We start from the raw sequence: 25,814 nt of genomic DNA, 5'->3' as shown, positions 1-25,814 counted from the left end.
GCCGTAAAGATCATGGCTCTCGCAACCGCACCGGTGGAGGTTCCGGCGGGCAGCGGCCCCTGGCAGCTGGCCCGCGCGGAACTACGCCGCCGCACCTCCGTCAAGATCTCCCTCGTCATCGTCGCGCTCTTCGTCGTCATGGCCGCCGCCGCGCCCCTGCTGAGCGCACTCGGCGGCTGGTCGCCCGAGGAGTTCGACAAGTCCGCCGTCGACCCCTACCTGGGCGGGCTGCCGCTCGGACCGCTCGGCGGGATCTCCGCCGACCACTGGCTGGGCGTCGAACCCATCACCGGCCGCGACCTGTTCGCCCGGGTCGTGCACGGCGCCCAGGTCTCCCTCCTGATCGCCTTCACCGCGACCGCGATCGTCGTGGTCGCGGGCACGGCGGCCGGGATCGCGGCCGGCTACTTCGGCGGCCGCACCGACGCGGTCCTCAGCCGGATCATGGACCTGACCATGTCTTTCCCCTCTCTCATCTTCATGATCGCGATGATGTCGGTGGCCAAGGACGTCAACCGGATCGTGCTGATGACCGCGGTGATCGGGCTGTTCGGCTGGCCCGGCATCGCCCGCGTGGTGCGCGGCCAGACGCTCTCGCTCAAGCACCGCGAATACGTCGACGCCGCGCGGGTGGGCGGATCGGGGCCCTGGCGGATCCTCACCCGCGACATCCTCCCGGGCGTCGCCGGGCCCGTCATCGCGTACACCACCCTGATCATCCCGGGCATGATCGCCACCGAAGCGGCCCTGAGCTATCTGGGTGTCGGCGTCCGCCCGCCCACCCCCTCCTGGGGCCAGATGATCGCCGAGAGCGTCGCCTTCTACGACACGGATCCCATGTACTTCGTCATCCCGAGCATCTGCCTCTTCCTCACCGTGCTCGCCTTCACCCTCCTCGGAGACGCGCTGCGGGACGTCCTCGACCCGAGGGGAAGCCGCACATGACCCGCTACCTCGGCCGCCGGCTGCTCGGCGTGATCGGCGTGCTGATCGCGATCGCCGCCGTCACCTTCACCATCTTCTACGTCCTGCCCTCCGACCCGGCCGCCGCGGCCTGCGGCAAGTCGTGCAGCGCCGAACGCCTGACGGCGATCCGCGCCCACATGGGCCTGGACCAGCCGATCTGGGTGCAGTTCTGGGACTTCCTCAGCGGCATCTTCACCGGCCGCACCCTGGGCAGCGGCCAGTACGCGCTGCACTGCCGCTTTCCTTGCCTCGGCTACTCGTACGAGAACAGCGAGTCCGTCTGGGGCCTGCTGATGGACCGGCTTCCGGTCTCCGCCTCGCTCGCGTTCGGCGCGGCGGTGCTGTGGCTGCTGCTCGGCCTGACCACCGGAGTCACCGCCGCCCTGCGCAAGGACAGCCTGCTCGACCGGGTCCTGATGATCGGCGCGGTCGGCGCCGCCTCGCTGCCGGTGTACTTCACCTCGATGATGCTCATCTACGGGCTGATCCGGGTGGCGGGGCTGCTCCCCTATCCGCAGTACGTGCCCTTCGGCAGCGACCCCGTCCACTGGGCGACCAACCTGCTCCTGCCGTGGCTGGCACTTGCCATTCTGTACGCGGCCATGTACGCACGCCAGAGCCGCAGTTCGATGATCGAGACGATGGCGGAGCCGTTCATCCGCACTGCCCGTGCCAAGGGCCTGCCGCGTCGCACGGTCGTCGTCAAGCACGGGTTGCGGGCCGGAATGACGCCGATCCTCACCATCTTCGGCATGGACCTGGGCGGGCTCCTCGCGGGCGCCGTCATCACCGAGTCCATCTTCGGACTCCCGGGCATCGGCCGGCTCTTCTACGGCGCGCTCTCCACCGGGGACCAGCCGGTCATCCTCGGGGTCACGCTGCTCGCCGCCACCTTCATCGTCGTCGCCAACCTGGCCGTCGACCTGCTGTACGCCGTCGTCGACCCGAGGGTGAGGTTCTGATGACCGACAGCCAATCCTTGTTGAACGTACGGGACTTGAGTGTCATTTTCTCGACGAAGCGGGGGCCGGTGCGGGCCGTGGACTCGCTCAGCTTCGACGTCCACCGGGGCCGCACCCTGGGCATCGTCGGCGAGTCCGGTTCGGGCAAGTCCGTCACCTCGATGGCGGTGCTCGGGCTGCACACCGCCGCCGAGGTCACCGGCTCGATCAGCCTCGACGGACAGGAGCTGCTGGGGCTCCCGGAGCGGGAGATGAACCGGCTGCGGGGCCGCCGGATGGCCATGATCTTCCAGGACCCGCTCTCCAGCCTCCACCCGTACTACACGGTCGGCGAACAGATCGCCGAACACCACCGGGTCCACTTCAACTCCCGCCGTGCGGTGGCCCACAGACGGGCCGTGGAGATGCTCGCCGAGGTCGGCATCCCCGAGCCGGAACGCCGGGCGGGCGAGTATCCGCACCAGTTCTCCGGCGGGATGCGCCAGCGCGTGATGATCGCCATGGCGCTGGCCTGCGAGCCGGAACTCCTCATTGCGGACGAGCCGACCACCGCCCTCGACGTCACCGTCCAGGCCCAGATCCTGGAGCTGATCGCCCGGCTGCAGGAGGAGCGCGGGCTCGCTGTCGTCATGATCACCCACGATCTCGGGGTGGTCGCCCGGGTCGCCCACGAGGTGCTGGTGATGTACGGCGGGCGGGCGGCCGAACAGGCCCCGGTGGACACCCTGTTCGCAACCCCAGCCCACCCCTACACGCGCGGGCTGCTCGACTCCCTGCCCCGGCTCGACGACAGCGACGACGAACCGCTGCGGGCCATCCCCGGCAGCCCACCGTCCCTGCTGGCCCCCGCCCCCGGCTGTGCGTTCGCGCCCCGCTGTGCCCGGGCGGCAGGCGCCCTGGAGAGCGAGCGGCTGCGCTGCGAGACCGAACGACCCCTGCTCTCCGGACCGACCGGCCATCCGGCTGCCTGCCACCTCCCCGCATACGAAGGGGTCGCCTCATGACCAGTACAGCTCAGCCACTCCTCAGCGTGCGGGATGTAACGATGGCGTTCCCGGGAAAGCGCCGCGGTACCGCTCCCGTGCGAGCCGTCGACGGCATCAGCTTCGATGTGGCCGCCGGGGAAACACTGGGCCTGGTCGGGGAGTCCGGCTGCGGCAAGTCCACCACCGGCCGCATGGTCGTACGGCTCCTCGAACCCACCACCGGCTCGATCACCTACGACGGCCACGACATCAGCCACCTGTCCCAGCGTGAACTCAAGCCACTGCGCCGCGAACTCCAGATGGTCTTCCAGGACCCGCACTCCTCCCTCAACCCGCGCCAGACCGTGGCCCGGATCATCGCCGACCCCCTTCTGGTGCAAGGGAGTTCGCCGACGGGCGCACGCAAGCGGGCAGCCGAGCTGATGGACCTGGTCGGACTCATTCCCGAGCACATCGACCGCTATCCGCACGAGTTCTCCGGCGGCCAGGCCCAGCGCATCGGCATCGCCCGCTCGCTCGCCACCAGCCCCCGGCTGGTCGTCGCCGACGAGCCCGTCTCCGCCCTCGACGTCTCCGTACAGGCCCAGATCGTCAACCTCATGGAACGCCTCCAGCAGGAGCTCGGCCTGGCCTACCTCTTCATCGCCCACGACCTCTCGGTCGTAAAGCGCGTCTGCGACCGGGTCGCCGTCATGTACCTCGGCCGGATCGTCGAAATCGGCGACAAGGAACGGGTGTACGCCGCCCCCGCCCACCCCTACACCCGGGCACTGCTCTCCGCGGTGCCCCTGCCCGACCCCGCAGCCGAGCGGGCCCGTGAGCGCATCACGCTCCTGGGCGACCCGCCCAGCCCGGCCGCTCCCCCACCGGGCTGCACCTTCCACCCGCGCTGTGCCAAGGCCCAGGCCATCTGCCGCGCCGAGGCGCCACTGCTGCGGATCGCCACACCGGGCGAGCCGCGGGAGGTCGCCTGCCACTTCCCCGAGGCGGCCTGAACACGGTTGTGCCCCGGATCCGCACAACGGATCCGGGGCACAACTGTTTTTTATTTGCTACGACTTGGTGACTCGCACCGTCTCGCCGTAGCCATCGGCGCTCAGCACGTCGATCCGTACACCGGCCGCGGAGTCCGTGAATGACTCACCGGCCCAGTACGGGGCATCGTCCAGCGGGCGGCACCCGCTCGCCGGAGTGGCACTGGGCTTGGCGTCCATGACCCGGATCGGTCCGTAGCCGGTCCGCACGGACGTGTCGACCTTGTAGACCAGGGCGCCGGTCGAACAGGCTGCCGTGTCCGCCTGGACCGCCCTGCGGGATTCGACGACGTACGCGGTCGTCGGTCCCGTACGCACCACGGCCATCTTGGTGCCGCTGCCGTACTCGACCGCGGTGAGATACACCGTGCCGCTGCCCGCCGAGGCCTGGCAGTAGACCTGGCTGTCATCGGTCCAGCCGAGCTTCCACGACTCCCAGCCGAAATACTGCGGCGCCTTCCCCCCGACCAGACCCATCACGTCCCAGCCTCCGACGAACGAGTGGCCATCGGTGCCCGTGTCAAAGGCGTACAGGTCCGGCAGCCCGAAGCTGTGGGCGGTCTCATGGGCGACCAGCTTCGGACCCCAGTGCCACATGTCCTGGCCGAAGGTCACCGCCCACTTGATTCTGGTGCCGTCGGCGACGACACCCGCCGTGCCCGGGTCGTACACGTACGTGGGGGTGAAGGAGATCGCCGCCGCGTTCCTCGTCGCGACGACGTACACCATGTCGTACTGCGAGAAGTCCACATACGGGTCGGCGGCCGTCACGGCATCTCTGAGGTACGCCTCGTGTGCCTCGTGGCCGAGACCGCGTGCGAAGCCGTAGTCGGTGGAATTGCGCGGCATCCGAACCCAGCGCTGCTGCTGGGTGATGGCGAGCCACACCTTGCCGTACGAGGCGTTCCACACCCAGTCCGCGCCGGGCGTGAGCTGCGCGGCGTCGTCGGCCGGGGACTCGGTGGCCGGCGCGTCCGGGAAATCCACGAAGATCATGCCGACCCTGATGGTGCCAACGGGGCGCTGGAAGACGGAGTAGTCGGTGTCGTGGCCCTCGTCCGTCCAGCCGGTGGTGCCGCGGAGGGCACAGGCTGATGGGCCGGCTGAGGCCGCCTCGGCGGACGGCGTGCCGAGGAGCAGCAGGAGCACGGCGGCGAGCAGCGCGGGCAAGAGCACCCTGTGCGCCGGCGTCAAGGGGTGGGACTGTCTCACCGGATCACTACCTCTCGATGTATGGTGTGTGACATTTCACATAAGACTGCGGATGCACGACCCTGTCCGAAAGCTGTCGTCGCTCCATAACATCCACGCCATGGATCTGGAGGTACGGCATCTGCGGGTGGTGTGCGCGATCGCCGAGGCGGGCAGCCTCACTCGCGCCGCTGCCTCGTTGTGCATGACTCAGCCAGGACTCAGCACCCAACTGCGCCGCATTGAGGCCATGCTGGGCGGAGCCCTGTTCGACCGGAGGCAAGCCGGCGCCGTCCCCACACCCTTCGGCGAGCTGGTACTGAGCCGGGCCCGCGCCATCCTGCCGGGCATCGACGGCCTCCTCACCGACACCGCCCGGGCCGCCCGCCGAACCTCGACCCCTGATCGAGTCCGCATCGGCTCGGTCGGCGCCCCGCTGCTCGGCCATCTCATCTTGGCTGTAAAGGAGTTGCTGCCCCCTTCCGAAGTGACCTCACGCTGCCAGTACTCCCCCGCAACTCTGCTCGACGACCTTGCGGCCGACCGCTTGGAAGCGACGGTGCTCGGCGACCATCCCGACCAGGAGCTACCGCCACGTGAGGGGGTGGTGCTCAACCCGATCGTCACCGAGCCCGTATTCGCCCTCCTGCCGACGGCCCATCCGCTGGCGGCGCAGGAGGAGGTCTTGCTGGCCCAACTCATGGACGAGGACTGGGCAGTCCCCCGCCCCGACAGCGACCGCACCCGCGAATACTGGTCGTCCGTCTGCGCTCAGGTGGATCGCCGTCCGTTCACCCCGTACGAAGCCGAGGGGCGGCAGTTGATCGAGATCGTACGGACCGGCTTGGCCGTCAGCCTCTGCCAGGCCACCTTCATCGAAGCCCCGGGCATCGCTGTCCGCCCCCTCGCCGGAAATCCTCTGTGGTACCGGCATGTCCTGGCCTGGCGCCGCGACGGCCCCCTCGCCGCACACGGTGCCGAAATCCACCGCAGAGTCGCCGACGGCTATCTGGACACCTGCGCCGCCAGCCCTGTGTACGCACGCTGGCGGGAACAGCATCCGCAATCGGCCAGGGTGGCGGAGACCAGAACCTGAGCCCATGGGTGAGGGGCACACCGCTGACTTGCCGTGGCCGTCCAGTAGTCGCAGGCCGCGAATACCAGCAGCCCTGAGCTGCGATCACCGCCCACCGCGGCCGACGGCCATCCCCCTGTGCCAACAGGACCTTGCCTGCGGCCGTAAGCGGGGCCCCGCGCGCCTGGCACTCAGCCAGTCGTGGGGGCCCCGCTCATACGGTGCTGCCTTCGAACCCCTTCCGCTACGGGTGCAGCACGACCTTCGTGTAGCCCTCGATCCGCTTGTCGAACTTGTCGTACGCCGACGGCGCCTGATCCAGCGGCAGTTCATGCGAGACGACGAAGCTCGGCTTCGCCCGGCCCTCGATGATCATGTCGCGCAGGTACCGGTTGTAGCGCTTCACGTTGCACTGCCCCGTTCCGATCTTCAGGCCCTTCTCGAAGAGCTTGCCGATCGAGACGAGGAGCATGCCGTGCTTGGCCTGCTCGTCGGGGCCTCCGGGGTCGGCCGGGACGTAGAGGCCGGGCACCCCGAGCATTCCGGTGGGCCGGACCGTGCCTACGAGCGAGTTCAGGACGGTCGCCGGTTCCTCGCGGTCAGTGCCGTGCGCCATCGCCTGGTAGCCGACGGCGTCCACACCCTTGTCCGTGCCGACACCCTCGGTCTGATCCTTGATCTGCTCCACGGGATCGCCCTCGGCGAAGTTGATCGGAACCGCGCCGATCTCCCGGGCCTTCTCCAGCCGCTCGGGAACCCGGTCCACGACGAAGACCTTCTTCGCGCCGCGCAGCATGGCCGAGTAGGCGGCCATGAGCCCGACCGGCCCGCCGCCGTACACGGCGACGCTCTCGCCCGGGCGGACCTGAGCGAGTTCACAGCCGTGATAGCCGGTGGGGAAGATGTCGGCGAGCAGCATGAAGTCGGTCTCGTTCTCGCTTCCCTCCGGCAGCTTCAGGCAGTTGAAGTCGGCGTAGGGAACGCGTAGGTATTCCGCCTGGCCGCCCGGCCAGGGCCCCATGGCGACATAGCCGTAAGCGCCGCCCGCGAAGCCGGGATTGACGGTCTGACAGAATCCGGTGAATCCCTCGACACAATTGGTGCAGAACCCGCAGGCGACATTGAAGGGCATCACCACGCGGTCGCCTTTCTTGAGCGACGTGACGCCCTGACCGATTTCCTCGATGATTCCCATGTTCTCGTGGCCGAAGACTATGCCAGGCTCTGCCGCGGTACGGCCCTCGTACATGTGCAGGTCGGAACCGCAGATCGCGGTGGAGGTGACCCGTACGACGATGTCGTTCGGGTGCTGAATTTTGGGCTTTTCAACATCTTCTACCGCCACGGTGAACGGTCCCTTGTATACGACAGCTTTCATGGCTGCCACCTCCGCTCGGCGTGCAGGTATGATTCCCTCCCCGCCCGCGATATTTCGCGTGACCTATCTCTCATGATTCTCCCGCCTGCGCCGACAGACAACCCGGTAATCTCGGGAGGAATATCTTCCCTGGTGTCGTACCGGGGAAAGGAAAGGAAGGGAGGACGAGGAGTGGCAGCACAACGGCTCGGGACCCTGCTCGTCCCCGTACCCGGCCTGTCCGGCACCACGTACCCGCCCGGAACGACGGTGACTGTCCGCGGTCGCGGCGCGACTGTCGATGCCTTTGTCAACGGCGACTGGCTTCCGCTGTCGTGGTGGGAGTTCTCCGACGGCCTCCGCGAGGACATCGCCGACCGCTGACCCCGGCGCGCGGGGGCGCCCCCGCCGTCTCGCGGGACACTGCCCCCACGATCACCCGCGGCGACCACTGGCTCCAGGCCGTAACGGCCCGCCAGGCGATGGTGCAGCTGACCGACGTTGGCGCGCCCCACGTTCACCGTGGCGGCGACTCCTGTGGTGCCACCTCCGGTGTGCTTCCCTCTGCCTCGCCCTCTGCCAGGAATTCCACCACTGCCAGCGCGAGAAGCAGTACGAGCGCAATGCCGACGACGACCCACCCCGTGGGGTAGCTCCACAGGAGGTACGTCAGGACGGCCGCGGCGACCAGCACCCAGGTGATCCATGCCCGGTAGCGGTTGACGAACGGGCCGACCGGCCCGGTTCGCAGACCGGCGCGGTCGGCGGTGGAGCGGACCGCGCCGATGCCCGCATTCCACAACTGCCGTACGAACGTTGCCCGTCGGCCGTGGCCGGTCAGCCAGGCGGCCAGCGCGATCACTACGCCGAGCACCACGGTCATCCGGACCGTGGTGCGCAGGTAGCGCGTCAGTGTGTCGTAGACGGCCCCGGCGGCGGGCTGCGAGACGTTGTCCGGCAGTGCGTTCAGATACACCACGCGGAACACGCTCAGGACGAGGCCGAGGATCAACATCGCGAAGGCGAAGGCGAGTGCGGAAATCACGAGCGTTCGCCGACGGTGGACGGAGAGCAGAACGCCGGCGGCGATCAGCACGACCGCGATCACCGGCAGCCAGAACCCGGCGACCTCAAGGACCTGGAAGGCGGTCTTGACCTTGCCGATGTTGTCGGCTCGCAGGACCGTGAAGTCGGTGTGCACTTCGGGGATCTTTCCGGCCACCGTCATTCCTTCGGCGACGAGGCGCTGTTTGACCTGGTCGACGACCGGGCCGAGGTCGACGGTCACCGAGTCGTTGTTGATCTTCACCGCGCTGTCGGCGCTGCCCGTCAGAGCTTTGTCCACAGCCGCGTGGATCCGGCGGTTGGCGTCGATCCAGATCTTCTTGAAGGTGTCGGAGGCGACGATGTCCTGCGCCTTGTCGTGGACGAAGCTGCGGACGGCGTTCTCCAGGGCGTCGCCCAGCTTGCCGAGCGCCTTCTGCAGGAGGGGCCGGTCCGCAGGGCTCGCACCCTCCAGCAGGGTCGCCAGGTCGATGTGTTCCATCACCGCGTTGGTGACCCGGTTCGCCGCGGCCGCCTGGATGTCCGGGTCGGAGGCGAGAGGCGCGACCGTGTCGACGTACCGGTCCGTGTTGCCGACCTCGTCCGCCGTCCACGCGGCAACGGCGCCGAGCGGTGCGAAGATGCAGCCGATCACGATGAGCAGCGCCGCGAAGAAGGACCTCCACCGGTGCCGGGGGACCCGGGACGCCAGATCGGCCTCCAGCGCCGCGACGCGTGTGCGCAGCTGCTCCACTCCGGCGTGCGCGTCGTCCGCGCCCGGCGCCCCGGGGTGCTCCGCGCCTCCGTCCGGGCCGGTCGCTCCGTTGTCGGGCATTGCAGGTCCTCCCCGTACGGATGGGTGGATACCAGCAGACCCCGCGGACCGGGCACACGCGAGCTGTTCAGGGCCACACGGGTACGTGCACGGTCTTGGCGTGGCGCTCTGGATGCGGCGGCCCGCTCATCCGGGCGGCTCGCTCATCCGGGCGGTGCGGTCTCCGGTCGGTGCCCGCCGCCGATGCCCTGACGGTCGCCCGTCCTCGCCATGGCGCGGCGAACAGGATCGGTGAACTCCCGCTCGACCGCCTCGTCCAGGAGCCCCAGCTCCGTGCGGACCGCCGGCAGGTGTTCGGCCGGCAGGGTGTCCAGCAGGCCCTCCAGCAGCACACGGAGCCGTCGGCAGATCTGGGTGGACCTCGCCCCGTACTCACGGATCTCGGTGACGGCGAGCTGAAGGTAGTCCTCCCAGCCCCGGCTCGGCACCACCAGTCGCGGCCGGCCACGGTCGTCGCCGAGCACGTAGCGGCGGCGGATTTCGGTCCTGCCGACGGTGTACAGAAACGCCTCGATGTGATTCAGCACCTGAACGGCGGTCGTGGGGTCGTTCACGGCCGGGGAGAGGGCTCGGATGGCGATGTCGACGAGAATGCGCAGGGCGAAGGCGGGGTCCTGCTCGATGGTCCGCTCGGAGCCGAGGGCGATGAGTCCGGTCACCCGCCGCGGATCGGGCGTCGAGGTCCCGCCGTGGACCTCGACGACGGTGGCGCCGGGCGGTACGAAGTCCCCGACCGGGTGGGTGACCACGAAGGTGCAGTCGTGGCGGACCGCGGCGACCGTCAGCCCGGCCATGTCCAACGCCTGGATGGCTCCGCCGCGTTCGGACCGGATGCGCGTCACCGGGCCGCCCGGCAGTGCGTGTTCCTCGTCGAGGAGCGCGGAGCCGCCGGTTTTGGCCGCCCGGCGGACGAGGATCTTCTCCCCCATCCGTCCGACCAGGTCGGCGATTGCCACCGGCCGGAGGTTGTGGGTGAACCGGCTGAGGTAGACCAGCAGGAGCAGCAGACTGACGGCGACGGCCAGCCCGGCCAGGGTGACTCCCAGGTCGGGGACGGAGTCCGACTCGATGCTGCGCAGCAGGGAGAAGGCGAACGCGAACGTCCCGGTGAAGGTGGCCAGAACGGCCTTCTGCAGGCGGTCCCGGTACCACAGGCGCATGTACCGCGGGGACAGCGTTCCCGTGGCCTGCTGGACGACGAGTACACCGATGGTCACGACGAACCCGAGCAGGGCGACCATGGCCCCGACGATCGCAGTCAGCACACCGCTCGCCGTTGTCGCGGAATACCGCCAGCTTGTCGGCAGCCAATCCGTTACGTCCACGGCCACGGCCCACTCCGCGAGAATCACGCCGAGTGCGAATCCGAACAGCGGGACGATCCACAGGCTGGCCTTGGCGTATTGCCGCAGCCGGAACGCGGTCGCCCAGGACATCATCCGCACCCGCGGACCCTTCCCCTCCTGAGCACAGGCGCGAGGCTCGACAGCACGGCACCCTCCGGGTTCAGTTCTGAAATCAGGCCTTCGCATCCACGGTAATGCCGCTACTCGGCGGGCGCAGAGACAGGAAGCCGTCGCCGTTCCGTCGCCGTTCAAAGGAGCCGTTGCCGGCTCGACAGGCTCATGGGGAATTCCTTGCTTAAGCTGTCCGGGTGGCACCGAGTCGGCGCAGCGGCAAACGGGTGATCTACATCCGCGACGCGAGCGAGCCGTACTGAGGGTTGCGCACGCGGTGCGTTTTTCGGCACGAGCCGAAAGGGGCTCACGATGGACGACTACCCGCTGATCGAGAATCACGGCCTGATCGGTGATTTGCAGACCGCGGCGCTGGTGACCACCGATGGGACGATCGACTGGTTCTGCTGTCCACGCTTCGACTCGCCAAGTGTGTTCGGCGCTTTGCTGGACCGTGAAAAGGGCGGGCATTTCACGGTCACCCCGGCCCACAAGACCTACGCGACCAAGCAGTTGTACTTTCCCGACACCGCGGTTCTCGTGACCCGGTTCATGACCGAGGCGGGCGCCGGCGAGGTGGTCGACTTCATGCCGGTGACCGGGCGGACGGCCACCCCTCGCCATCGTCTGGTCCGCATGCTGCGGTGCGTGCGCGGCAGCATGTCCTTCGAGATCGAGATCGCCCCCCGGTTCGACTACGGCCGTAAGCCCCACAAGCTGCACATCACCGACCACGGTGCGGTGTTCGCCTCGGAGGGACTGGAGCTGACCGTGCACGCGGTCCGGGAACCGGGGGACGAGCGACTGGTGAACTCCCTCACAGGCGAACAGGACCTGCACTTCTCGCTGACCCTGCAGGCCGGTCAGGAGCGGGGTCTGGTCATGGAGTCGTCCGCCGACGGACCGCCGCGCGGCATCCGCCTCACCGAATTCCAGGGGCTTTTCGACGACACCGTCCGCTACTGGCGGTCCTGGCTCGGCCAGTCCCGCTACTCGGGCCGGTGGAGGGAGGCGGTGGAGCGCTCCGCCGTGACGCTGAAGCTGATGACGTACGCACCCAGCGGCGCTCTGGTCGCGGCCCCGACGGCGGGGCTGCCGGAACAACTGGGCGGCGAGCGCAACTGGGACTACCGCTTCACCTGGATCCGCGACGCCTCGTTCTCCGTATACGCCCTGCTGGGACTGGGGTTCAAGGAGGAGGCGACCTCCTTCATCGGCTGGCTGCGCGACCGCGTGAAAGAGAGGGCGGGCAATGCCAGTGATACGGGACCGCTGAACATCATGTACCGGGTCGACGGCTCGTCCGACCTCGTCGAAGAGACCCTGGAGCACTGGGAGGGGTACCAGGGCTCTGCCCCGGTGCGCATCGGCAACGGCGCCGCGGACCAGCTGCAACTGGACATCTACGGCGAGGCGTTGGACAGCATCTACTTCGCCCACCAGCACGGGATCCAGCTGGACCACGGGGGCTGGACCTCGCTGCACACGCTCCTCGACTGGCTCACCGATCACTGGGACCAGGCCGAGGAGGGCCTGTGGGAGACCCGGGGCGGCCGCCAGGACTTCACCTACGGCCGGGTGATGTCCTGGGTCGCCTTCGACCGCGCGTTGCGGCTGGCTGCCGCCAGCGGCCGGCCCGCCGCCGTCGAGCGCTGGAGCCGTGAGCGGAACAAGATCTACGAGCAGGTCCTGACACAGGGCTGGGATGCCGGGCGCAATACCTTCGTCCAGCACTACGGCAGCGATGTGCTCGACTCCGCGCTGCTGCGCATGCCGACAGTGGGCTTCATCACCCCCGACGACCCGATATGGAAGTCCACGCTGGACGCGATGGACCGGGAGCTGGTCTCAGACAGCCTGGTCTACCGGTACAACCCCGAGGCCTCGCCAGACGGGCTGCGCGGCTCCGAAGGCACCTTCTCCCTGTGCACGTTCATGTACGTCGACGCGCTCGCGCGGGCCGGGCGGCCCGATCAGGCCAGACTCGTACTGGAAAAGATGCTGACGTACGCCAACCATCTGGGCCTGTACTCCGAGGAGATCGGCCTGACGGGGCGGCAACTGGGGAACTTTCCCCAGGCATTCACCCATCTGGCCTTCATCGACGCGGCCATCACCCTGGACGCGACGCTGAACCGGGCCGGCAGCAACGAGACGTAGGTGCCGCCGGGTACGACGGATCAGCCGTCCAGGGCGAGTCGGACCGGCCTCACGGGCCCGGCGGCGCGGGGCCGAGCAGCACGACGGTGTCACCGGCGCGCGGCGTGACCGCGTGGGCCTCGGTGACCGGGTCCAGCCGGCCGTCGGCCCGTACCACGAACAGTGTGCTGTGGCCGGACGGCGGGGCATCGCCTGCGGACTCCACCACGAAGCGGGCCCCTTGCTCGTACCGGGCTGCCAGCGTGTGCCGGACCAGGGCCCGGCCGAACAGGATGTCGCCACCGGTGAAAGGGGCGACGACGCCATGGCTGTCGTGCGGGGGGGCCGACGCGGTAGACCGGGCCCTCGACGCTGTCCTGAACCATGACCGATGCGAGCGCGTTGAAGTCGTCGGCGTCGGTGAGCAGGAACACCGCCGTGACCCCTTCGAGCCGCGCCTTGGGGACGGTGGCCGCCGCCAGCAACTCACCGGTGGCCAGCTCGATCCCCGCTTCTCTGATCCGTTCCCGCTGCTGCTCGAGGCCCGCCCACATCAGCACCTCGAGTCCCGCGGACTTCAGGGACCGCCCCAGGTCGATCACCCACGGATCCCCGCCGACCAGTAGGGGCCTGGTACGCGCCGATCTGATGACTCCCAGCCGCGCGGCCACGGGCGCCGCGGTCAGCGCGTACAGCAGGACCGTCCCCACGATCACCAGGAAGGTGACCGGCAGGATCTTGGAGGCGCCGTCCAGCCCCTTGTCGACCAAGGTGGCGGAGAAGGCCGACGCGGTGGAGGCCGCGACGATGCCGCGTGGGGCCATCCACCCGATGAAGGCCCGTTCCCCGCCGGTCAGGCCCATGCGATGCGTGGAGGCGTAAGCGACGAGCGGCCTCACCAGCAGGACGAGGACGGCGATGAGGCCGAGGGCCGGCAGGAGCACCGGGGTGACGGATGCCGGGGTGACGGTGGCCGAGATGGAGATGAACAGCAGCCCGATGATCAGCTGGACCAGCGTCTCGAAGAAGGGCCGGCGTGCGGGCATGTCAAAACCCGGGAGGTTCGCGACGGCCAGCCCGGTGACGATCGCGGCGATGAGCCCCGTGTCGTCGATCACGATGTCGCATCCCGCCGACACGGCGATCACAGTGGCGAGCTGCGCCAGCGTGCCGAGCGACTCGCCGAGCCGGAGGGTGCGCAGCGTCAGCCACAGCAACGCGGCTCCTACCGCGCCGCCCGCAAGACCGACGGCGATGCTGAGGAAGAGCACGCCGAAGTGGAATCCCTTGCCGACTTCGAAGTTGCTCGCGACGAGGGAGTGGAAGACGAGGGCCCCGAGGATGCCGCCGACCGGGTCGATCAGCGACCCCTCCCAGATCAGGATGCGCCGCACCTTGTCCGTCGGGCGTACGTAGTCGAGCAGCGGACCGACGACCGTCGGCCCCGACACGACGAGAATCACGCCCAGCATCACGGCCACCGCGAGGGGAACGCCGAAGAGCGCCGGGCCGAGACCCGCAATGGCCCCCCAGGTGAGCACCACACCGAGCAGCAGCAGCCTGGCCACGACACTGCGGACGGGGCCGGTGAGATGGCGGAAATCCAGTCCGAGACCGGCGTCGTAGAGAATCACCGCCACGGACAGCGACACCAGGGCGGAGAACTCCGGTCCCACCAGCCGGTCCGGATGGATGACGTCCGTCAGGGCTCCCGCGGCGAAGCCGACCGGCAGCAGCACGATCAGCGCGGGGACACGCAGACGGCTCGCCAGGACCTGGGAGCCGACCGCGAGTACCACGGTCAAGCCGATGCCAAGAAGGATCTCGTCGTCAGTCAGAGCGGGTTCTCTCCTCGGATTCCGGGCGCCTTGGGGATTGAACCGGCTTCGGGCGGACAGCGCGCGGCTCCGTCGGGCGGACACCGGTCCGGCCACCCGGTCGGCTCACGCGCTTCACCCGTTGCGGCAATCCCCCGAGATGCGAGCCGTACGTGGTCACGGACAATTGGACTGACCCCGCCGGACAGGAAGGGCATGCGATGAGCAAGGGCAGCCGGACCTCCGACGACGTAGAGCACCTGTCGCCCCGGGAGCGGGCGGACAGGGGCAGGGCGGCCCGCAAGCAGGTGCCGAGATCGAGCCATGCCGGCTTCTCCCCCACCGCGGGACGGCCGGACCCGGTGGACGTGATCGAGGAGCAGTCGGCCGCGCGGGTGCCCGAGCTGGTTCCCATCCGCTACGGACGCATGACGGAGTCGCCGTTCCGCTTCTACCGGGGGGCTGCCGCGATCATGGCCGGCGACCTGGCCTCCACCCCCCGCTCGGGAATCACGGCCCAACTGTGCGGAGACGCCCACCTGTTGAACTTCCGGCTGCTCGCCTCCCCCGAACGGCGGCTGATGTTCGACATCAACGACTTCGACGAGACGCTGCCCGGCCCCTGGGAATGGGACGTCAAGCGGCTGGCAGCGAGCCTGGTCATCGCGGGACGGGAGAACGGCTACACCGACGAGGAGCGTGCGACGATCGTCCGGGCCGCCGTTGGGTCGTACCGCCAGTGGATGCGCCGCTTCGCGGGCATGGGCAACCTCGAAGTGTGGTACGCCCGCGCCGACATGGAACAGATCGAGGCTCTGGTGGACCAGAAGCTCGACAAGAGGGGCCGTGGACGTCTGTCGGCGGCCATGGCGAAGGCGCGGACCCGGGACAACCTCAAGGCGTACGACAAGCTCACCCGGATCGTCGGTGGTGAACGCCGGTTCGCCGCCGATCCGCCGTTGGTCGTACCGATCGAGGACATGATGCCCGGCACCGAGCGCGACCGGATCGAACAGCAGCTCCGCGAGCTCGTCGACCGGTACGCCCGTACCCTGGCAACCGACCGGAGGCACCTGCTCCGGCAGTACCGGGTGGTCGACATCGCACGCAAGGTGGTCGGCGTCGGCAGTGTCGGGACCCGCTGCTGGATCCTCCTGCTGCTGGGCAAGGACGACGAGGATCCGCTGATCCTGCAGGCCAAGGAGGCCGACCGGTCGGTGCTAGCCGCACACGTCGGCGAGAGCAGGCACGACAACCAGGGGCAGCGCGTGGTCGCGGGGCAGCGCCTTATGCAGGCCGCCAGTGACATCTTCCTGGGCTGGGACCGCGTCGTGGGAATCGACGGCCGCCGACGGGACTTCTACGTCCGCCAGTTGCACGACTGGAAGGGCATCGCAGTGCCCCAGATGATGGTGCCGAACGATATGCAGGTGTTCGGCGAGGTCTGCGGTGCCACCCTGGCCCGCGCTCACGCCCGCTCCGGGGACCGGATCGCCATCGCCGCGTACCTGGGCGGCGGCGACGGTTTCGACCGTGCGCTGACCGGGTTCGCGGAGAGTTACGCGGACCAGAACGAGCGCGACCACCGGTCCCTGGTCGACGCGGTACAGACCGGCCGGGTGGCCGCCGCACCCGCATGACACCCGCCTGATGGTCAGTCGCCGTCGGCCGTGCCACCGAGGCCGGGCGCGCTCCGCTGAAGGTCGGCATCGGTGAGGGGTTCCAGCTCGCCGTGGGTGTCCAGCCAGTAGAGCAGGACGACGGCAGGTCCGACGAGCAGCACGGCGATGAGCGTGACGACGCCGAGCCAGCGCAGCGTCGTGGGAGCGCCGGCCGCTTCCGCCACGGTCAGGGACGTGGGGATGAGGTAGGGGCGCTGGGCGGCCCCCCAAGCGATGACGGCCGCCGCGACCACGCCCACGGCCGTGATGCGGGACCAGGCGCCGGACGCCCGGAGCAGGAGCCAGACCGTGGCGGCGGCGCACACTGCGGCCAGAACGACGAACGCGAGGCCGAGGCCGCCCGTGAGCCCGTTCCACACATAGGGGGCGTCGCCGTGAGTGACGGCGAGCGCTGCCAATCCCAGCACGGCTACGACGGCGAGGCTGCCGAGGGCCCGCAGCCGGAAGTAGCCGACGAGGTCGGGCGCGCCGAAGCGTGCGGCGTCTCTGGCCAGGAACACGGCTCCGAGGAAGGCCGTCGATGCGACGGTGAGCAGCCCGAAGAGGACGGAAGTGGGGTTGGACCAGGCTTCCGCCGAGGCTTCGGTTCCCGGCGCCACCCGGCCGGAGGCGATGCCGCCGACGGCCGCGCCGAGGAAGAACGGGGTGAGCAGCGAGGCAACGGCGAACACCGCCCCGAGGATGCGCCGACGGGCCAGACGCCTGGCGGGTTTGCGCAGTGCGAACCCGGCGCCGCGCAGGACCATGCCGATGGCGGCGAGCGCCAGCGGCAGCCACATCGCGGAGAACACGGTCTGGAACAGCGTCGGGAATCCGGTCCACATGATGATGAAGACGAAGATCAGCCAGACGTTGTTGACCTCCCAGACGGGTGCCATGGCGTGGTCGATCAGCCATCTGGGGCGCTTGCCGCGTTCCGCGCCGCCGGCGGTCAGGTCCCAGAACCCGGCCCCGTAGTCGGTGCCGCCGGCGCAGGCATAGGCGGCCACCGCGAGCAGCAGTACGGCGGCGATGAGGTTCGCGGTCATGAGAGCCCGTCCTCGTCCGCTCCGGACCCGGCGCCACGGGAGGCAAGTACGTCGGCGGCGGGCGGCCGGGAGCGGGGCCCGTACGGCGTGTCCGTCTCCGGTCCCTCGCCCGGTTCCCCGGCCTCCCGGCGCTCGTCGGCAAGCCTCCAGCGGGTACGCATCCTGAGCAGTACGGCGAGCAGTGAGCCGAAGACCAGCACGTACACCACGATCACCACGCCCAGCATGATCCACAGGCTGGTGGACCTGGTCGACGTCACTGCTTCGGCGACCCGCATGTTCTGGTAGACGATCCAGGGCTGGCGGCCCACTTCGGTCGTGATCCAGCCGCATTCGACGGCGACGACCGAGGCGACTCCCGCACAGGCCGCGCCGCGGAAGAACCACGGGGAGGCGGGCAGCCGGCGGTGCCGCAGCCAGACCAGGCCGTACCAGAGGGCGATGAGCACCAGCAGCGAGCCGATCACGACCATGAGGTCGAAGGCCCAGTGGGCGATGGTGGCCTGAGTGGCCGTCGGCCGGTGGCTCGCCGGGACGGACGTCAGTCCCGTCACCTTGGTGCTGGGACTGAACCCGGCCAGGATGGAGTCGAGTTGGGGGATCTTGATGCCGCCGGAGATGGTTCCGTCCGGGTGAAGGCGTCCGAACAAGTACTCCGGCACGTGGGTGTCGGTCTTCCAGACGATCTCCGTCGCGGCGAACTTCACCGGCTGCTTGTGGAAGACCGACCGTGCGATGGAGTCTCCCAGCATGAGCTGCACCGGGGTGAACACCGCGGCAACGGTGAAGGGAAGGGTGAAGCCCAGCCGGTGGTAGCGGTCCCTGCGGCCCCGCAGCCAGCCGACCGCGTAGACGCCTGCGACGACGTATCCCGCGGTCACCAGCATTGCCACGACGAAGTGCCAGTACTGCGGTCCGAACATCGGGGTGAAGATCGCCGACCAGATGTCGACGTCGACGGGGTTGCCGTCGGAGTCGAGTGAGAAGCCTTGGGGCGTATTCATCCACGAGTTGGCCGCCAGGATGCCGAACGCTCCGAGCAGTGCGGCTGCGGGAAGCGGCAGGCCGAGCAGGAAATGGGTCCGCGGCTTCAGTCTGCGCCAGCCGTAGAGATAGATGGCGATGAGTACCGCTTCGAGGAAGAAGGCCCACGCCTCGACACCGAATCCGATGCCGAAGACGTCACCCCACTTGCCCATCAGGCCCGGCCAGAGCAGGCCGAACTCGAAGGACAGGACGGTGCCGGTGACGACGCCGACCGCGAACTGCACCGCCATGACGGCCGACCAGCGTCTGGCGAGGAGCAGGGCGACGGGGTCGTTGCGGCGCAGGCCGCGATAGTGCATCACCAGGGTGAGGAGCGGCAGCGCCACCCCGAACGGCACCAGGATGATGTGGGAGGCCAGGGTGAATGCCATGAGCTGCCTGGCCGGCAGCAGTTGGGCCGGGGCGTCCGCCAGCAGGTGGACCGTGGTATGCATACGTGCCTTTGCTGCTCGCGACGTGCAGGAGAGGGTCAGCCGCCGGTGGCGAATCCGGGGAAGAGAGTCATCCCGCCGTCCACGTAGAGGGTGGTCCCCACCACGTAGTCCATGAGGTCGGACGCGAGGCCCACGACGGCATGGGCGATGTCCTGGGGTTCGCCGATGCGCTTGTAGGGGATGAGCCGCAGCAGATCCTCCTGGGCCTGTGGCGTCTCCCAGGCGCTGCGGTTGATCGGCGTCTTGATGGCTCCCGGGGCGACCGCGTTCACCCGGATCTTCTGCGGTGCGAGTTCCTGCGCCAGTGTCTCCATCATCATCTGTACGCCGCCCTTGGAGGAGGCGTAGTTCACATGCCCCGCCCACGGGATGAGCTGGTGGACGGAACTCATGCAGATGATCTTCCCTGCCGCGCTCGACACCTCCGGGACGACCCCGCGCCGCAGGAACTCCTTCGTCGCCTCCCGGGCGCACAGGAACTGACCCGTCAGGTTGACGTCCAGCACCTTCTGCCACTGGGCGAGGGTCATCTCGGTGAACGGGGCGTCGCGCTGCAGACCGGCGTTGGCGACAAGGATGTCGATGGTCCCGAACTCCTGGACCATCCGGTCCACCATGCCGACGACCTCGTCCTCCCTGGACACATCCGCCTCGTACGCCGCCGCACGCACACCGAACGAGGTGATCTCCTTGACCACTTGCTCGGCCGCCTCACGGTCGGCCACGTAGTTCACGACCACGTCGGCGCCGGCCCGGCCGAGACCGATGGCCGTCGCCTTGCCGATACCGGAGTTGGCACCGGTCACCAGTGCCTTCTGGCCCTTCAGCAGATGCGTCGGGATCACGCCCTGGGGTGCGCCCGCGGTGGAATTCACGATTGCCTACCTCCTCGGTGCGCCGGTCGAGCCCGGCTCGTCACAGAATCACCGGCGGACGGGGGCGGCACCTGCGGCGAAGCAGACATTGGGCCGCACGGCGGAGCATCTTCGCCCGGTCGGACCAGCGGCCGGACCGCCGTCAGCTCAGCCGGTCAGCTCAGCCGGTCAAGGATGTGGTCGCCGACCCGCAAGGCGTTGGCCATGGCCGTCAGCGACGGGTTGACCGCGCCGATGCCCGGGAAGAAACTCGTGTCGACCACATAGAGGTTGTCGAGGTCGTGGGCCTTGCAGTTGACGTCCAGGGCAGAGCTGTTCGGATCGTCGCCGAACCGGACGGTTCCGGCCTGGTGCGCGGTGGCGCCGATGGGCATGCCCTTGTGCAAGTAGATGCTGTGCGAGAGCAGCTGGTGTTCGTGCATGCCCAAGTGGCCGAGCATTCCCTGCAGTTTGTGCTGCAGGCGCTTGAGCCCGGCGACGTTGTTCTTCTCGTCGAGGGACAGATGGATCCTGCCGTCCGCGTCCAGGGTGACGCGACTGTCCGGGAGAGGAAGATCCTCACTGCACAGCCAGAAGTCGACGGCGTGATGGGCCAGCACCTCGAACGGCATGTCCGGGGTCACGGCTCCGGCCCAGCGCGGCGCCTCGCCGTGGATCTGCTCGGCGTCCGACTTGCCGAGCATCTGGATGCCGCCCAGCGGGTAGTCCCAGTCGTCCGCTCCCAGGTACCAGTCGTGGAACGCGAGGGTCTTCTGGAACTGAGTGTCGTTGGGTTCCTTCGACAGGGCCATCAACGCCAGGTTGTTGTGCCGCATGTAGTGCCGGCCGACCACGTCGGAGCTGTTGGCCAGTCCTCGGGGGTGCCGGTCGTTGGACGATGCCAGCAGCAGGGCCGCGGAGTTGACCGCCCCGCACGCGACGACCACGATGTCCGCCTCGAACCGGGCCTCGGAGCCGTCCGCGAGCCGGGTGACGACCGTGCTGACGCTGAGCCCGGACGGGTCGGTCTCCAGCCTGACCACCCGGGCGTTGGTGATCATCTCTACGTTGGGGTGCTCCAGTGCGGGCTCGACGCAGATCACCTGGGCGTCGGACTTGCCACGCACCAGACACGGGAAGCCGTCCACCCGGTTGCAGCGGATACAGACGCTGGAATGGGTCGCCCGGCCGTTTCCGTCCTGGCTCAGATTGACGCCGATGGGCAGGTGGAACGGGTGCAGTCCGCGCTTCTCGAGGTCGTCGCTGAGCTGTTGGATGCGCGGCTCGTGTTCGACGGGCGGGTGCGCGTACTGCGCGCTCACCGGTCCTTCGCCGGGGTCCTCGCCGTGCCGCCCGTGCACCAGGTAGAGGTGTTCGGCCTGGGTGTAGTACGGCTCCAGGTCCTCGTAGCGGATCGGCCATGCGGGCGAGATGCCGTCGTGGTGGCGGAGTTCGCCGAAGTCCTCGGGGCGCAGCCGGAAGAGGGCGGCGCCGTAGAACTTGGTGTTGCCGCCGACGTAGTAGTTGACCTCGGGCGGGAACTCGTTGCCGTGCTTGTCGAGCCAGAACTCCGGGGCCCGGTACTTGCCCTTGACGAACACGGCGGTGGAGTCCCAGTTGTCCCGCTCGCGCGGGAGGAAGTCACCGCGCTCGAGGATGAGCACGCGTTTTCCGGAGGGGGCGAGCCGGTGGGCGAGCGTTCCGCCGCCGGCACCGGTACCGATGATGATGATGTCGTAGTCAGGGGCATCGCCCACGGCGACCACCGTCCTTGCGCTCGCGGCCCTGCGCTCCCCGCCGGGACCTGTCACTGCGCGCTGCGGAAAAGCACCCGTCCCACCCATTCGAACCTATCCGCCCTTTCGGTTCACGGCGACCGGACCGGTGCTGTCGCGGCCGTCGGGCCGCGGTCACAGGACGGCGATCGGATTCACCGGGGAGCCGGTGGCGGCGGGCAGCCGCAGCGGCGCGACCACACACAGGAAGCTCCAGCGGTCCGCTGCTGCGCACGCAGGAGCCAGCTCCTCGAACTGCAGATAGTCCATCAGGTGCAGCCCCATGGCGTGTATGGCCAGCACATGCACGGGAAAGGCGATGTCCGCAACCGCACTTGGGGCGGTGTCGTTGTTGCCGTCCGAGCCGAGCACCGCGACCTTCCGCTCGGCCAGGAACCGCATCGCCGTCGGATGAAGCCCGGCCCTGGCCTGCGCCGCGTTCCAGGCCCCGAGTTCCCGGCGCCGGCGGCGGTGACCCACCCGGACGAGCAGCAGGTCTCCCGGGCCGGCCCGGACGCCCTGGGCGGCCTCGGCGGCGGTCAGGTCGGCGGCCGTCACCTGATCGCCGGGCTCCAGCCAGGGCACGCCGCGCAGTCGTGGGATGTCCAGGAGCACCCCGCGGCCGACGATGCCGTCCCGAACGACGTCCAGGGAGAGTGGACCGGCGCCGTCCGGTGTCACACTGCTCGCGGGGATCCCGTTGTAGAGCTCACCGTCGAACAGCACGTGGCAGAGCGCGTCGAGATGGCTGTCGGCGTCCCCGTGCACGTTCATCGCGAACCGGTCGAGGGCGAAGTGCAGCCCGCCCGCACCGATGTCACCGGCTGCGGGTCCGGTCATCCGGTGGTCCGCGGGTTCAGGGTTGTCCGGTCCGGGCCGCGTCTCGATGGGCGCGGCGAGGGACACCGTACGGCCGGACCGGACCTCGGCGGCGGCTGCCACCACGCGCTCGGGCGTCAGGTGGCCGAGCGCCCCGCGCCGGTCGTCCGGACTGCGCCGGGCCTCGTCGCGAAGGTGCTCGTAAAGCGCCCGGAAGGCGTCCGTGGTCATGGCCTGCGGGGCCGGTGGTTCCGTGCGCGTGGCCATGAGGATGCTGCCTCCCGCCGACGAGTTGTGCGTACGGCCGTCTCATTGTCGATCGGCCGGTCCGGGGCCGCGACAGCGGCGCCGGCCTCAGCCGCTGGTCCCCCACGGGCCGAGCCCCCACCGGAGCACATGGCTGCCGCCCGGCTCGAGGGTGGTGAGATCCGTACCGCTGCGGAAGGCGTCCGCCGGGCAGGACATGGCCTCCACGGCGACACCGCGCCGCCGCCGCTCGGGCTCGGGCAGCGTGTCACCGGTGTACACCTGCACGTATCGGGTGCCTTCGCCGAGCCAGAGGTCGATGCCATTCAGGCCCGAGGGGTGGGCCAGCCGCACCACGGCCCGGCCGGAGCCGTCACGGTCGAGTCCGGCGAAGGCGGTGTCCAGCTGCTGGTCGCCGATGGGGCGGGCGGTGCGGAAGTCGTACGGAGTGCCCTCGACCGGTTCCTGACCGGTCGGCAGACCCTGCTCGTCGGTGCACAGCCGGTGGCGGGCGGGCACGGTCAGCAGTGCCGTGTCCACCGGACCGGGGCCCACGGTCAAGTAGGGGTGCTGGCCCACACCGTAGGGTGCCGCGGTGTCCCCCACGTTGGTCGCGGTGACGGCGGCCTCGAGCCCCTCCGGCCCCAGCCGGTAGTCGGCGAACACCTCCAGTTGGAAGGGATAGCCCGGCTGCGGGAAGAGCGTGGTGCCCACCCTGACTCCGTGGTCGCTGCGGGCGAGCAGTTGCCATGGGGTCCAGCGCAGCAGGCCGTGGATCGCGTTGTGCTTCTCCGGCTCGGTCAGCGGGAGTTGCAGGTCATGGCCGTTGAAGTGGTAACGCCCGCCGCCCACCCGGTTGGGCCAGGGGACGAGAAGCTGCCCTCGGCCGCCGGTGATCCGCGCGTCGGCGGTGAACCCGTCCAGCAGCTGCCGGCCGTCCACTTCGTAGTGGCGCAGGGCGCCGCCCAGTTGGAGCACGACGGCCGTCTGCCCGCCGTGGCGCAACTGCCACTGTTCTCCTGTCGCGCGCGGGGGCATGAGCGGCTCCTCGGTCAGTGCGGTGCGGGCGGCCGCGCGCCCGCGGTTGGCCGGGGGTTCGAGCCGGTGAAGTCCCGCGCGTCAGCTCTCCGAAGGACTGGGAGCCGCGCACAGCGCCCAGATGACGAAGCCGTCGATGGCGATCAGCACGATCGCCCAGAACGGCGCGTAGGGCAGCCACAGGAAGTTCGCGATCATGGCCAGACCTACCAGCACCACACCGACGACCCTCGCCCACGTGGTGCCCTGGAACAGGGCGAATCCGGCGAGGACGATCACGATGCCGAGGATGAGATGGATCCAGCCCCATCCGGTGAGGTCGAACCGGTAGACGTAGTCGTTGGTGGCGACGAACACGTCGTCGTTGGCGATGGCGGCAATGCCCGCGAAGAGCGTCATGAAGCCGCCGAAAACCATCAGGACGCCTGCGAAGACCAACCACCCGCTGCCGAGGCCGCTCTTCGTCGAACTGCGCGCCGCAGCGCCCGTGTGGGTTCCGCTCACATGACTCGTCATGGTGCGCTCCTTCGTGTCGTACGACCGACCTGACGGTCTCCCGTACGGCCGATCGGGTTACCTCCAACATCGGCCCAAGTGATCCGTTTCGCGACTCGGGGGCTGTTCCGCGGCGGCGCGACGCCGTCTCAGGCCCGGTCGGCCGCGACGGCGGGCACAGATCCGGCGGGCTTGCCCACCGGTGAAACAGCCCGTCCGGGAGGAAGCAGCTCGGCGGTCACGAACGCCACGACGGCCGCCAGGATCACCACGGGGGTCATGGCGACGCTGCCGAGCATCAGGACGACGAGCACCACGCTGCTGACCGGCAGCCGCAGGGCACTGGCCGCCGCGGCCGCCATGCCCGCGGCCAGTCCCGGCACGACCCCCAGACCCGGAAGGGGCGCGAGCAGCACGCCCACCGCGCCGCCCAGGAACAGCGAGGGAAAGATGGGTCCGCCTCGCAGGCTGCCCAGACAGAGCGCGTAGGCCGCGCCCTTGCAGAGCAGTACGGCGATCAGGGCGCCGACCCCCCAGGCGTGCGGATCGGCGGCGAGCTTGGTCAGGGTGGCCTGACCGGACGAGGCCACGTCCGCGGGCGACCGGTCGGTGAGGAGTGTGTACACGGCGGCGCAGGCGCCGGCGGCCAGCGCGCAGACGGCCGTGTGGACGACGGTACGTGTCGGGACGAAGGCGGCGACCCGCCGGCCTCCGACCTGCACCAGATGCACGGCGGCACCGATCGCGACGGCCATCAGCACCGACCAGACCACGTCTCCGGTGTCGAGATGCGGAATCGGTGCGCCCGGCTTCAGGGACAGACCGCCGGTCGAGAGGCCGGTCCAGTTGCCGAAGCCCGTGAACACGAGCGAACCCACCCCGCTGGACAGCAGTGCCGGCAACATGACCGCGAACAGTTGCGGACCGCCGACCCCTGCCACCTCCATCAGCAGCACCGCGGCGACCAACGGGTTCCCGAAGATGGCCGCGAGAGCCGACGCGGCCCCGGCCGCGCCCAGGAGCGCCGTGGTCGTCGGGGTGACCGGCCTGCGGGCGAGGTCCCTGAAGAGGAGCGCCAGGCCACCGCCGAGGGCGATCAGCGGGGCTTCGGGGCCCAGCGTCGCGCCCAGCGGGAGACTGGCCACGGCCGCGAGGATCACCCCGGGCAGGGCCCTGGCTGTGGCACCCCCCGGTTGCAGTCCCGCCGCGGGGATGTGACCGCCGGCGCCGGGCAGATGTGTGACCACCAGGCCTACGACGATGCCGGCGACCAGCAGCAGGGGCAGCGGCCACCACCACGGCGGGGTGTCCCAGTCCAGGGCCTGCGGCAGATCGGCCCACATCAGACGCTCCAGCTCGCGGAGCGCGACGAGGAACCAGAACGCGGCGAACGACACCGGAATACCGATGAGGGCGCAGAACACGAGCGTTTTCAGATAGCCCGGGCTGCGCAGCATGGCGCGCAGCCGGTCCGCCTCCTCCGGCTGCGTTCCGCCGCCGGATGTGGCCGGCCGCGGACTCGGCTCCGTCATG

Annotated in this window: 20 protein-coding genes and 1 pseudogene; 8 read left to right on the top strand and 13 right to left on the bottom strand. The window is 69.4% G+C overall.

Translation table 11 applies throughout. From position 1 onward, the window contains the following. Nucleotides 1-12 precede the first annotated feature (12 nt). The 4 genes from ACZ3H8_RS02050 to ACZ3H8_RS02035 are packed head-to-tail and all read left to right on the top strand — an operon-like array spanning nucleotide 13 to nucleotide 3,909. Nucleotides 13-945, top strand: coding sequence for an ABC transporter permease (locus tag ACZ3H8_RS02050; protein ID WP_467396318.1), 933 nt, complete (start codon nucleotides 13-15; stop codon nucleotides 943-945). Next, complete coding sequence (locus ACZ3H8_RS02045; protein ID WP_467396316.1) at nucleotides 942-1,928, top strand: ABC transporter permease; 987 nt, start codon at nucleotides 942-944, stop codon at nucleotides 1,926-1,928. Before ACZ3H8_RS02050 ends, ACZ3H8_RS02045 begins: the two co-directional genes overlap by 4 nt. Then, on the top strand, nucleotides 1,928-2,932 hold the full coding sequence (locus ACZ3H8_RS02040; protein WP_467396314.1) for an ABC transporter ATP-binding protein: 1,005 nt from the start codon (nucleotides 1,928-1,930) through the stop codon (nucleotides 2,930-2,932). The genes ACZ3H8_RS02045 and ACZ3H8_RS02040 overlap by 1 nt, the downstream gene beginning before the upstream one ends. Further along, nucleotides 2,929-3,909, top strand: coding sequence for an ABC transporter ATP-binding protein (locus tag ACZ3H8_RS02035; RefSeq protein WP_467396312.1), 981 nt, complete (start codon nucleotides 2,929-2,931; stop codon nucleotides 3,907-3,909). Before ACZ3H8_RS02040 ends, ACZ3H8_RS02035 begins: the two co-directional genes overlap by 4 nt. Nucleotides 3,910-3,966: 57 nt before the next feature. Here ACZ3H8_RS02035 and ACZ3H8_RS02030 read toward each other — a convergent pair whose 3' ends face one another. Next, nucleotides 3,967-5,160 carry a M6 family metalloprotease domain-containing protein gene (locus ACZ3H8_RS02030; RefSeq protein ID WP_467396310.1) on the bottom strand — a complete coding sequence of 398 codons (1,194 nt, stop codon included), beginning with the start codon at nucleotides 5,158-5,160 and terminating at the stop codon, nucleotides 3,967-3,969. 100 nt (nucleotides 5,161-5,260) lie between these two features. Between ACZ3H8_RS02030 and ACZ3H8_RS02025 the strand changes: the two genes are divergently transcribed. Next, entirely contained in the window at nucleotides 5,261-6,235 is a 975-nt protein-coding gene (locus ACZ3H8_RS02025) for a LysR family transcriptional regulator (RefSeq protein ID WP_467396308.1), read from the top strand. Between the two features lie 223 nt (nucleotides 6,236-6,458). Here the strand turns inward: ACZ3H8_RS02025 and ACZ3H8_RS02020 are convergent, their stop codons facing one another. Beyond that, a complete protein-coding gene (locus ACZ3H8_RS02020; RefSeq protein ID WP_467396306.1) occupies nucleotides 6,459-7,592 on the bottom strand; it encodes a glutathione-independent formaldehyde dehydrogenase in 1,134 nt (377 codons plus the stop codon). A gap of 171 nt (nucleotides 7,593-7,763) precedes the next feature. Here ACZ3H8_RS02020 and ACZ3H8_RS02015 point away from each other — a divergent pair, with 171 nt between their 5' ends. Next, complete coding sequence (locus ACZ3H8_RS02015) at nucleotides 7,764-7,955, top strand: hypothetical protein (RefSeq protein ID WP_030931808.1); 192 nt, start codon at nucleotides 7,764-7,766, stop codon at nucleotides 7,953-7,955. Between the two features lie 133 nt (nucleotides 7,956-8,088). Here the strand turns inward: ACZ3H8_RS02015 and ACZ3H8_RS02010 are convergent, their stop codons facing one another. Together ACZ3H8_RS02010 and ACZ3H8_RS02005 are read right to left on the bottom strand one after the other, a co-directional pair. Continuing rightward, entirely contained in the window at nucleotides 8,089-9,450 is a 1,362-nt protein-coding gene (locus ACZ3H8_RS02010) for a hypothetical protein (RefSeq protein WP_467396304.1), read from the bottom strand. 143 nt (nucleotides 9,451-9,593) lie between these two features. Then, the gene (locus tag ACZ3H8_RS02005) at nucleotides 9,594-10,889 is read right to left on the bottom strand and encodes a DUF2254 domain-containing protein (protein WP_467397902.1); all 1,296 of its coding nucleotides are present in this window, start codon (nucleotides 10,887-10,889) and stop codon (nucleotides 9,594-9,596) included. 330 nt (nucleotides 10,890-11,219) lie between these two features. Here ACZ3H8_RS02005 and ACZ3H8_RS02000 point away from each other — a divergent pair, with 330 nt between their 5' ends. Then, a complete protein-coding gene (locus ACZ3H8_RS02000) occupies nucleotides 11,220-13,067 on the top strand; it encodes a glycoside hydrolase family 15 protein (RefSeq protein WP_467396302.1) in 1,848 nt (615 codons plus the stop codon). Nucleotides 13,068-13,116: 49 nt separating this feature from the next. Here the strand turns inward: ACZ3H8_RS02000 and ACZ3H8_RS01995 are convergent. After that, nucleotides 13,117-14,884, bottom strand: a pseudogene (locus ACZ3H8_RS01995) (cation:proton antiporter). A gap of 200 nt (nucleotides 14,885-15,084) precedes the next feature. Here ACZ3H8_RS01995 and ACZ3H8_RS01990 point away from each other — a divergent pair. Beyond that, entirely contained in the window at nucleotides 15,085-16,503 is a 1,419-nt protein-coding gene (locus ACZ3H8_RS01990; RefSeq protein WP_467396300.1) for a DUF2252 domain-containing protein, read from the top strand. Nucleotides 16,504-16,517: 14 nt separating this feature from the next. Here ACZ3H8_RS01990 and ACZ3H8_RS01985 read toward each other — a convergent pair whose 3' ends face one another. From ACZ3H8_RS01985 to ACZ3H8_RS01950, 8 genes are all read right to left on the bottom strand, one after another. Further along, nucleotides 16,518-17,573 carry a cytochrome d ubiquinol oxidase subunit II gene (locus ACZ3H8_RS01985; protein WP_467396298.1) on the bottom strand — a complete coding sequence of 352 codons (1,056 nt, stop codon included), beginning with the start codon at nucleotides 17,571-17,573 and terminating at the stop codon, nucleotides 16,518-16,520. Beyond that, a complete protein-coding gene (locus tag ACZ3H8_RS01980; RefSeq protein WP_467396296.1) occupies nucleotides 17,570-19,054 on the bottom strand; it encodes a cytochrome ubiquinol oxidase subunit I in 1,485 nt (494 codons plus the stop codon). The genes ACZ3H8_RS01985 and ACZ3H8_RS01980 overlap by 4 nt, the downstream gene beginning before the upstream one ends. Nucleotides 19,055-19,089: 35 nt before the next feature. Next, on the bottom strand, nucleotides 19,090-19,884 hold the full coding sequence (locus ACZ3H8_RS01975; RefSeq protein WP_373430212.1) for an SDR family oxidoreductase: 795 nt from the start codon (nucleotides 19,882-19,884) through the stop codon (nucleotides 19,090-19,092). 200 nt (nucleotides 19,885-20,084) lie between these two features. Next, the gene (locus ACZ3H8_RS01970) at nucleotides 20,085-21,665 is read right to left on the bottom strand and encodes a GMC oxidoreductase (protein ID WP_467396293.1); all 1,581 of its coding nucleotides are present in this window, start codon (nucleotides 21,663-21,665) and stop codon (nucleotides 20,085-20,087) included. Nucleotides 21,666-21,818: 153 nt separating this feature from the next. Continuing rightward, on the bottom strand, nucleotides 21,819-22,733 hold the full coding sequence (locus ACZ3H8_RS01965; protein ID WP_467397898.1) for a cyclase family protein: 915 nt from the start codon (nucleotides 22,731-22,733) through the stop codon (nucleotides 21,819-21,821). Between the two features lie 123 nt (nucleotides 22,734-22,856). Next, nucleotides 22,857-23,786 (bottom strand): aldose 1-epimerase family protein, encoded by a 930-nt coding sequence (locus ACZ3H8_RS01960; protein ID WP_467396291.1) that lies wholly within the window; start codon nucleotides 23,784-23,786, stop codon nucleotides 22,857-22,859. Between the two features lie 81 nt (nucleotides 23,787-23,867). Next, on the bottom strand, nucleotides 23,868-24,302 hold the full coding sequence (locus ACZ3H8_RS01955; protein WP_467396289.1) for a DUF7144 family membrane protein: 435 nt from the start codon (nucleotides 24,300-24,302) through the stop codon (nucleotides 23,868-23,870). 128 nt (nucleotides 24,303-24,430) lie between these two features. After that, nucleotides 24,431-25,813, bottom strand: coding sequence for a chloride channel protein (locus tag ACZ3H8_RS01950; RefSeq protein WP_467396287.1), 1,383 nt, complete (start codon nucleotides 25,811-25,813; stop codon nucleotides 24,431-24,433). Nucleotide 25,814: the final 1 nt, after the last annotated feature.

The sequence above is a fragment of the Streptomyces sp. NPDC002868 genome (assembly GCF_055563295.1).
Note: the sequence above shows the minus strand (reverse complement) of the source record. Positions and strands in the feature narration are given on the sequence as shown.

Excerpts from the sequence above, each read along its gene's own strand:
- ACZ3H8_RS02050 (WP_467396318.1), top strand. The coding sequence starts at position 13 with ATGGCTCTCGCAACCGCACCGGTGGAGGTTCCGGCGGGCAGCGGCCCC.
- ACZ3H8_RS02010 (WP_467396304.1), bottom strand. The coding sequence starts at position 9,450 with ATGCCCGACAACGGAGCGACCGGCCCGGACGGAGGCGCGGAGCACCCC.
- ACZ3H8_RS01955 (WP_467396289.1), bottom strand. The coding sequence starts at position 24,302 with ATGACGAGTCATGTGAGCGGAACCCACACGGGCGCTGCGGCGCGCAGT.
- ACZ3H8_RS01980 (WP_467396296.1), bottom strand. The coding sequence starts at position 19,054 with ATGCATACCACGGTCCACCTGCTGGCGGACGCCCCGGCCCAACTGCTG.
- ACZ3H8_RS01960 (WP_467396291.1), bottom strand. The coding sequence starts at position 23,786 with ATGCCCCCGCGCGCGACAGGAGAACAGTGGCAGTTGCGCCACGGCGGG.
- ACZ3H8_RS01965 (WP_467397898.1), bottom strand. The coding sequence starts at position 22,733 with ATGACCACGGACGCCTTCCGGGCGCTTTACGAGCACCTTCGCGACGAG.
- ACZ3H8_RS01950 (WP_467396287.1), bottom strand. The coding sequence starts at position 25,813 with ATGACGGAGCCGAGTCCGCGGCCGGCCACATCCGGCGGCGGAACGCAG.
- ACZ3H8_RS01985 (WP_467396298.1), bottom strand. The coding sequence starts at position 17,573 with ATGACCGCGAACCTCATCGCCGCCGTACTGCTGCTCGCGGTGGCCGCC.
- ACZ3H8_RS02000 (WP_467396302.1), top strand. The coding sequence starts at position 11,220 with ATGGACGACTACCCGCTGATCGAGAATCACGGCCTGATCGGTGATTTG.
- ACZ3H8_RS02035 (WP_467396312.1), top strand. The coding sequence starts at position 2,929 with ATGACCAGTACAGCTCAGCCACTCCTCAGCGTGCGGGATGTAACGATG.
- ACZ3H8_RS02040 (WP_467396314.1), top strand. The coding sequence starts at position 1,928 with ATGACCGACAGCCAATCCTTGTTGAACGTACGGGACTTGAGTGTCATT.
- ACZ3H8_RS02020 (WP_467396306.1), bottom strand. The coding sequence starts at position 7,592 with ATGAAAGCTGTCGTATACAAGGGACCGTTCACCGTGGCGGTAGAAGAT.
- ACZ3H8_RS02005 (WP_467397902.1), bottom strand. The coding sequence starts at position 10,889 with ATGATGTCCTGGGCGACCGCGTTCCGGCTGCGGCAATACGCCAAGGCC.
- ACZ3H8_RS02045 (WP_467396316.1), top strand. The coding sequence starts at position 942 with ATGACCCGCTACCTCGGCCGCCGGCTGCTCGGCGTGATCGGCGTGCTG.
- ACZ3H8_RS01990 (WP_467396300.1), top strand. The coding sequence starts at position 15,085 with ATGAGCAAGGGCAGCCGGACCTCCGACGACGTAGAGCACCTGTCGCCC.
- ACZ3H8_RS02025 (WP_467396308.1), top strand. The coding sequence starts at position 5,261 with ATGGATCTGGAGGTACGGCATCTGCGGGTGGTGTGCGCGATCGCCGAG.